This is a genomic window from Candidatus Eremiobacteraceae bacterium, from assembly GCA_035314825.1.
GTDB lineage: Bacteria > Vulcanimicrobiota > Vulcanimicrobiia > Eremiobacterales > Eremiobacteraceae > JAFAHD01.
On sequence record DATFYX010000062.1, the window covers coordinates 1 to 6,114 of the forward strand.

The 6,114-nt window shown below is 65.7% G+C and carries 7 protein-coding genes and 1 riboswitch; of the genes, 4 read left to right on the forward strand and 3 right to left on the reverse strand.

Features of this window, described 5'->3' with window-relative positions; genetic code table 11:
- A partial coding sequence (locus VKF82_07920; protein ID HME81989.1) for a S4 domain-containing protein occupies positions 1 to 560 on the forward strand: 560 nt, incomplete at its 5' end.
- Here VKF82_07920 and hslO read toward each other — a convergent pair.
- The gene (gene hslO / locus VKF82_07925; protein ID HME81990.1) at positions 557 to 1,462 is read right to left on the reverse strand and encodes an Hsp33 family molecular chaperone HslO; all 906 of its coding nucleotides are present in this window, start codon (positions 1,460 to 1,462) and stop codon (positions 557 to 559) included. The genes VKF82_07920 and hslO overlap by 4 nt on opposite strands.
- 77 nt (positions 1,463 to 1,539) lie before the next feature.
- On the opposite strand from hslO, the gene aroQ reads away from it, so the two are divergent.
- The 3 genes from aroQ (at position 1,540) to VKF82_07940 (ending at position 4,071) form a co-directional block, all read left to right on the forward strand.
- The gene (gene aroQ / locus VKF82_07930) at positions 1,540 to 1,989 is read left to right on the forward strand and encodes a type II 3-dehydroquinate dehydratase (protein ID HME81991.1); all 450 of its coding nucleotides are present in this window, start codon (positions 1,540 to 1,542) and stop codon (positions 1,987 to 1,989) included.
- A 98-nt stretch (positions 1,990 to 2,087) separates the two neighbouring features.
- Positions 2,088 to 2,375, forward strand: coding sequence for an HU family DNA-binding protein (locus VKF82_07935; GenBank protein ID HME81992.1), 288 nt, complete (start codon positions 2,088 to 2,090; stop codon positions 2,373 to 2,375).
- A gap of 131 nt (positions 2,376 to 2,506) precedes the next feature.
- Positions 2,507 to 2,675, forward strand: a riboswitch (M-box (ykoK) riboswitch).
- A gap of 73 nt (positions 2,676 to 2,748) precedes the next feature.
- The gene (locus tag VKF82_07940) at positions 2,749 to 4,071 is read left to right on the forward strand and encodes an Nramp family divalent metal transporter (protein ID HME81993.1); all 1,323 of its coding nucleotides are present in this window, start codon (positions 2,749 to 2,751) and stop codon (positions 4,069 to 4,071) included.
- On the opposite strand, the gene VKF82_07945 is transcribed toward VKF82_07940, so the two are convergent.
- Positions 4,068 to 4,898 carry an SDR family oxidoreductase gene (locus tag VKF82_07945; protein ID HME81994.1) on the reverse strand — a complete coding sequence of 277 codons (831 nt, stop codon included), beginning with the start codon at positions 4,896 to 4,898 and terminating at the stop codon, positions 4,068 to 4,070. The genes VKF82_07940 and VKF82_07945 overlap by 4 nt on opposite strands.
- Positions 4,895 to 5,683: an SDR family oxidoreductase gene (locus VKF82_07950; GenBank protein ID HME81995.1), complete on the reverse strand. Its 789-nt coding sequence runs from the start codon at positions 5,681 to 5,683 to the stop codon at positions 4,895 to 4,897. The genes VKF82_07945 and VKF82_07950 overlap by 4 nt, the downstream gene beginning before the upstream one ends.
- Positions 5,684 to 6,114: the final 431 nt, after the last annotated feature.

Below are 6,114 nucleotides of genomic sequence, written 5' to 3' on the forward strand. Positions count from 1 at the left end.
CGCAGATCTGCATGACGCTGCCGATCCTCGAGGGCACCGACGGCGTGCAGCGCATGGGCAAGAGCCTCAACAACTTCATCGCGCTGCGCGAGCCGCCGGCGCAGATGTTCGGCAAGATCATGTCACTGCCCGATGTCCTGCTGCGCCGCTATTGGGAGCTGGCCACCACCGCCGACGATCGCGAGATCGAGAAAGCGCTCGTGCTGCCGCCGCGCGATTCCAAACTGCTGCTCGCCGAGGCCGTCGTCAGACTCTACCACGGCGAGGAGGCGGCGCTGGAAGCGCGTACGCATTTCGAGAAGACCGTCGTGCGCAAGGAACTGCCCGAGGACATGCGCGAGTATCACCTGACGATCGCCGGCGCGGACCTCACGGTCTTGAAACTGCTCGTGATGGCGGGTTTGGCCGGCTCGAATCGCGAGGGGCTGCGCCTGATCGAACAGGGCGCCGTCAAGCTCGACGGCAAGCGCGTGGACGACGCGCAGCAGGCGCCCGAATCATGGGATGGCCGGGTGTTGCAGCGCGGCAACCACCATTACGTGCGGATAAAGAAACCCTAGCCCACTCCCGGCTCGCCGGCCCGCCGATCGCTCGCTCCCGCCAGGATCTCGCCGACCTCGTCGGGCGAGAAGTAGTAGCGCTGCCCGCAGAAATCGCACGTCGCTTCGGTGTCCGCGTCGACGGCGGCCATCTCGCGCAGCGCCTGCGAGCCGAGCGTCACCAGCGCCCGGGCGACGCGCGCGCGATCGCACGGGCATGAGAACGACAGCGGTTGGACGTGACGCATGTGCGGCGCGAGACCGGCTGCCACGTGATCGATCATCTCCTCGGGCGACATGCCGGCGCGCACGAGGGTGCTCACCTGCCCGAGCTTGCGCGCCTCGGTCTCAAGCCGCTCGATGGTCGAAGATTCTGCGCCCGGCAAGAGCTGCGCGATGATGCCGCCCGCGGCCAGCACGCCGTCGGGATTGGCCAGCACGCCGACCGCGACGACGCTTGGCACTTGTTCTGAGTTGGCGAAGTAGTGCGCCAGGTCGTCGCCGATCTCGCCGCTGCGCAGCGGCACCGCGCTCGTGTACGGCAACCCGGTGTCGTAGATGCGCGTGACGTGCAGCGATCCTCGTCCGATGACGCCGCCGACGTCGAATTTGCCCAGGGCGTTGAGCGGGACCTCGGCACGTGCCCGGCCGGGATAGCCGCGCACGCGCCCACCCGGCATCGCGTCGGCGACCAAGTAGCGCACCGGTCCATCGGCGCTGACCTGCAGCGTGAGCCGCTCGCGGTCGCTCAAGCCGATGCCAAGCAGCGCGGCGCCGGTGAGCAGCCGTCCGAGCGCCGCGGTGACCGTGGGCGAGCAATCGTGCCGCGCCTGTGCCTCGCGCACGATGTCGGTGGTTCGCGCCGCGACGATGCGGACCGTCTCTCCGGCGGCGGTTGCGCTGGCGGCGTAGTCACGGGTCATGTCGTGGAAATTTTGTGGCGCCCGCCATGCGCCCTTTGTCCTAGGTTTCGCGCGCGCATCGGCCGAACCGCGCCCCGATGAAACGGCGCGTGGCCGTGCTCCATGGCCCGAACCTCAACGCGTTGGGGACGCGCGAGCCGGCCGTCTACGGCTCGGCGACGCTGGCGCAGATCGACGCCGCGATCGTCGCCCTGGCCGCGCAGCTAGGGCTGCAGGTCGAGATCAGCCAGCATCAGAGCGAAGGCGAGATCATCGAGCGCATCCACCGTGCCGCAACCGATGACAGCGCCATCGTCATCAACCCGGGCGCGTACACGCACTACTCCTATGCGATCCGCGACGCGCTGGCGTCGGCGACTGTGCCGAAAGTCGAAGTGCACTTGAGCAACATCTATTCGCGCGAGCCGTTTCGGCGGCGCTCGGTGATGTCGCCCGTCGTCGACGGCACCGTCGCCGGTTTCGGAGCCGAATCCTACCTTCTCGCGCTGCGCGCAGTCGCGGCAATGTGCGATGAAATAAAGCGTTGAAGCACGTCGAGGGCAGGAATCGCGGGACCCCCGCCTAAAGCCACGACAACGCACAATTTCATTTGCGATCGTGTCGACATGTTGGAGGGGTGACTATAATGACCAAGGCTGAGCTGATCGAGGAAGTTGCGGAGAAGACGGAGCTGACCAAGCGCGACGTCACGCACATCGTCGACACGCTGTTGGAATCCATCAAGGGCGCACTGCAAAAAGGCGAAAAGGTGCAGCTCATCCCGTTCGGCAGCTTCGAGGTGCGCAAGCGCAAGGCGCGCGAGGGCCGCAACCCGAAGACCGGCGAGAAGCTCGTCATCGCCGCTCGCACGGTCCCGGCATTCCATCCTGGCAAAGATCTGCGCGAGAGCGTCAACAAAGGCAAGAAGAAGTAACGACCCGTTTGTAGCGGTCGAATTTATTCGACCGTCAGAGCCGATGGCCAGACCCCTGGGCGATGCCCGGGGGTTCTGCTTTTCCGGGCAGGGGTTGACGCGCCGGACGGGACGGAGGTAGAATCGGCGCAGACAGACCTCGTTAGGTGAGGCGTCGACACGCAGAAAAGCCGCTACCCGGAAAGGTCGAGAGACCCCAATGGGTGACCAGGCACCGCCGAAATAAGGCGGTATCTAAGACGGCTAAGTCGGTCCGACTTTATGGCGCGTCGTGCCAAAACTCAACGCATGAGGGCGCTGGGCAAGACCGTCCGGATTCCTGCGACTTCATGACCGTTGAGCGCGCAACACCGCTGGCGGTCTTCGCATTTGTATGGCGATAGAGCATGATGCAGGTCAAGCCCTCGCGCAGCGCCGGCCCAACGTGTGGCGTTCGCTCTTGCTATTCCTTTCCGTCGTCGGGCCTGGCATCATCACCGCCAACGCCGACAATGACGTCGGCGGGATCACCACTTACTCGTTGTCGGGTGCGCAGTTCGGCTATACGCAGCTGTGGATCCTGATCCCGGTCACCGTGGCATTGCTGGTGATCCAGGAGATGTGCGCGCGCATGGGCGCGGTCACGGGCAAGGGGCTCGCCGACCTCATCCGTGAGAATTTCGGCGTCAGACTGACGTTCTGGGTGTTGCTGCTGTTCCTGCTCGGCAACGTCGGGACCATCACGTCGGAGTTCGCCGGCGTCGCCTCGGCCGCCGCGATCTTCCACGTCTATCTTCCGTGGCTGACGAAGTATCTGCTCGTGCCGCTGGTCGCGATCTTCGTCTTCGCCGTCGTCACGCGCGGCAACTACAGCGCGGTCGAGAAGGTGTTCTTTTTCTTCTGCTTCATCTATCTGACGTATGTCGTCAGCTGTTTCATCGTCCGGCCGGACTGGCATGAAGCGCTCACCCAGTTCGTCTGGCCGCACTTCACCCCGACCAAGGCGTATCTGCTGATGGCGATCGCCATCATCGGCACGACCATCTCGCCCTGGATGCAGTTCTACATCCAAGCGGCGATCGTCGAAAAGGGCGTCAAGGCCTCGGAACTGCGCTACGCTCGTGTCGACGTCGTGACCGGTGCGCTGTTCACGGATTTCATCGCCTTCTTCATCATGGTCGCGAGCGCGGCGACGATCTACGTGCACAACGTGCACGCCGCGCCAGGGCATCAGATCGTGGTGGACGACGTCAACAAGCTCGCGCTCGCCCTCACGCCACTGGCGAGCAAATGGGCATCGCTACTGTTCGCGATCGGGCTGCTCAACGCCGGCATCTTCACCGCCTCGATCCTGCCGCTGTCCACGGCCTATTACGTATGCGAAGCGTTCGGCTTCGAGTCAGGCGTGGAGAAGCGGTTTTCGGAGGCGCCGTTCTTCTACGGTCTCTATGCGGCGCTCATCACGGTCGGCGCAGGCATCGTGCTGATGCCGCACGCCCCGCTGCTCGGCATCATCTTCTGGTCGCAGGTGCTCAACGGCGCGCTCTTGCCGCTGGTGCTCGTCTTGATGCTGCTGCTGATCAACAACAAGCAGCTCATGGGCCGATATACCAACAATCTCGCGGTGAACATCGTCTCATGGGCGACGGTCATCATCGTCGCCGGCCTGACGATCGTGTCCACGCTGCAGCTGATCTTCCCATCGCTCGGCTCCTAGGGCAGGTGGCGCACTTTGAAGGCGAGACGGTCGCGCGTGCGCGCCGGCAGCGTCGCGACCAGATTCGCCATCTTCGAGCCGACCAGATAGTTGGTGCGCGGCCGGCGCGCCGTCAGAGCGTGCAAGATCGCCACCGTGACGCGCTCGACCGGCATCGCGTTGCGTTCGGCGGCTTGCGTCCCCCGGTAGAGCCGTCGCAGAGCGTCGCCGTAGAGGTCGAGCGCCTGCGGCCCCAACGCGCGCGCGACCTGCTCGCGCGAGTCCTGTCCTTTCTTCCAGATCGGCGTCTTCACGTCGCCTGGCTCGACCAATGCCACGAAAACGCCGGCCGGGGCGAGCTCCATCCGCAGCGCATCGGTCAGCGCACGCAGCGCGAACTTCGAACCGGCGTAGGGGCCGAGCATGGGGACCGCGATCCGGCCGGACACCGAGCCCACGAACACGATGCGGCCGTGGTGCTCGCGCAGCTGCGGCAAGAACGCTTGGGACGTCGCGATCGCGCCGAACACGTTGACCTCGAACTGCCGGCGCAGCTCATCTAAAGGAAGAAACTCGAGCGGACCGGCAACCGCGATGCCCGCGTTGTTGACGAGCCCGTGCAACGCCTCGCCTCCCGCCGCCACAGAAGCGGCGGCGGCATCGATAGAGGCGCGATCCGTGACGTCGATGGTCAGCGGCCTGATGCTCGGGTGGAGAGCCCCGAGGCGGGCCGCATCGGCTCCGCTGCGCACGCCCGCGTAGACGGTGAAGTCTTCGCGCGCCAGTAGCTCGGCGGTGGCGAGGCCGATGCCGCTTGACGCGCCGGTCACGACGACGGCTCTCGTCATTGTCGGTTTTGGGCGCGCGCGTCTCGGTTGAGCCGCTCCTGGATGCGCGGGTCCCTGAACACAAGGTCGGTCAGCCACGGGAACGTCTTGATCAGGAACACCGGCAGCCGGTATGGCCACGGAACGATACGCGCGCGTCGCGGGTGCGCGACCGCGTCGACGATCGCGTCTGCCACGATCTCAGGACCGGGCAGGCGATCGCCGTGGGCCGGGTTCATCGGCGAACGCACGAAGCCGGGCTCGATCAGCGTCACCGAGACATTGTCGGAATGCACTTCGCGCCGCACCGAATCGCTCAAACCCCGCAGGCCGAACTTCGACGCCGAATAGATGCCCATGATCCCGACTTCGCCGGCGATCGATCCGATGTTGACGATCGCTCCGCCGCCCTGGGCCTTCATCGCCGGCAGGACGGCATGCATGAGTCGAGCCGGCCCGAGCAGGTTGATAGCGATGACGTCGTGGAGCTGTTCGTCGCTTCGCTCGCACAATGCCGGTCCCGAACCGATTCCGGCGACGTTAGCGAGCACGTCGATGCGCCCGAAGGTCGCGAGCGTCGTAGCCACGAGCCGGTCGATGTCGGCGCGTACGGTGATGTCGGTCGGCACGGCAGCGACCCGCGCGCCGCGCTCGCGCAGTTCGCGCTCGATCGAGTCGAGCAGGGTATCGGGCAACGCGGCGAGCACGACGGCGGCACCGCGCGCGGCGAACGCGCGCGCGGTGGCAGCGCCGATGCTTCCCGACGCGCCGACGACGACCACCACCTTGTCCTGGAAGGTTGGCACGCAGCGCGACTTGGCGCTTTATCGGGTGCCCGCCTGGCAAAGGCGCACCGGCTTCCGACCGCCAACGGCGTAGCGGGATGTCGGACGCCAATCTCACATTCTATGATCTGCTTGGCATCAGTACGGACGCGACGCCGGATGAGATCCAGGTGCGTATCGCGCACAACCCGGCACGTCGAAAACCCGTGGTCGCTACGCCGAAGCCTCAAATGCAAGACCACGCGGCCGTTGCGATATCGCATCGGGCCACGGCCGCGCCGAGCGCGTCGGCAACGGCTCTGATCCAGATCAATGAGGGCTCGTAGCGCGTCGACGACCCGCTCTCTCAGCAAGAAGCGCGCACGTGAAGCTTGGGCGATACGATCACGATCAGCCCGGGAACATCGGCTGCCGGGACTCCGAACGCGGTGCTCGCCAACGGGGTGCGCGGG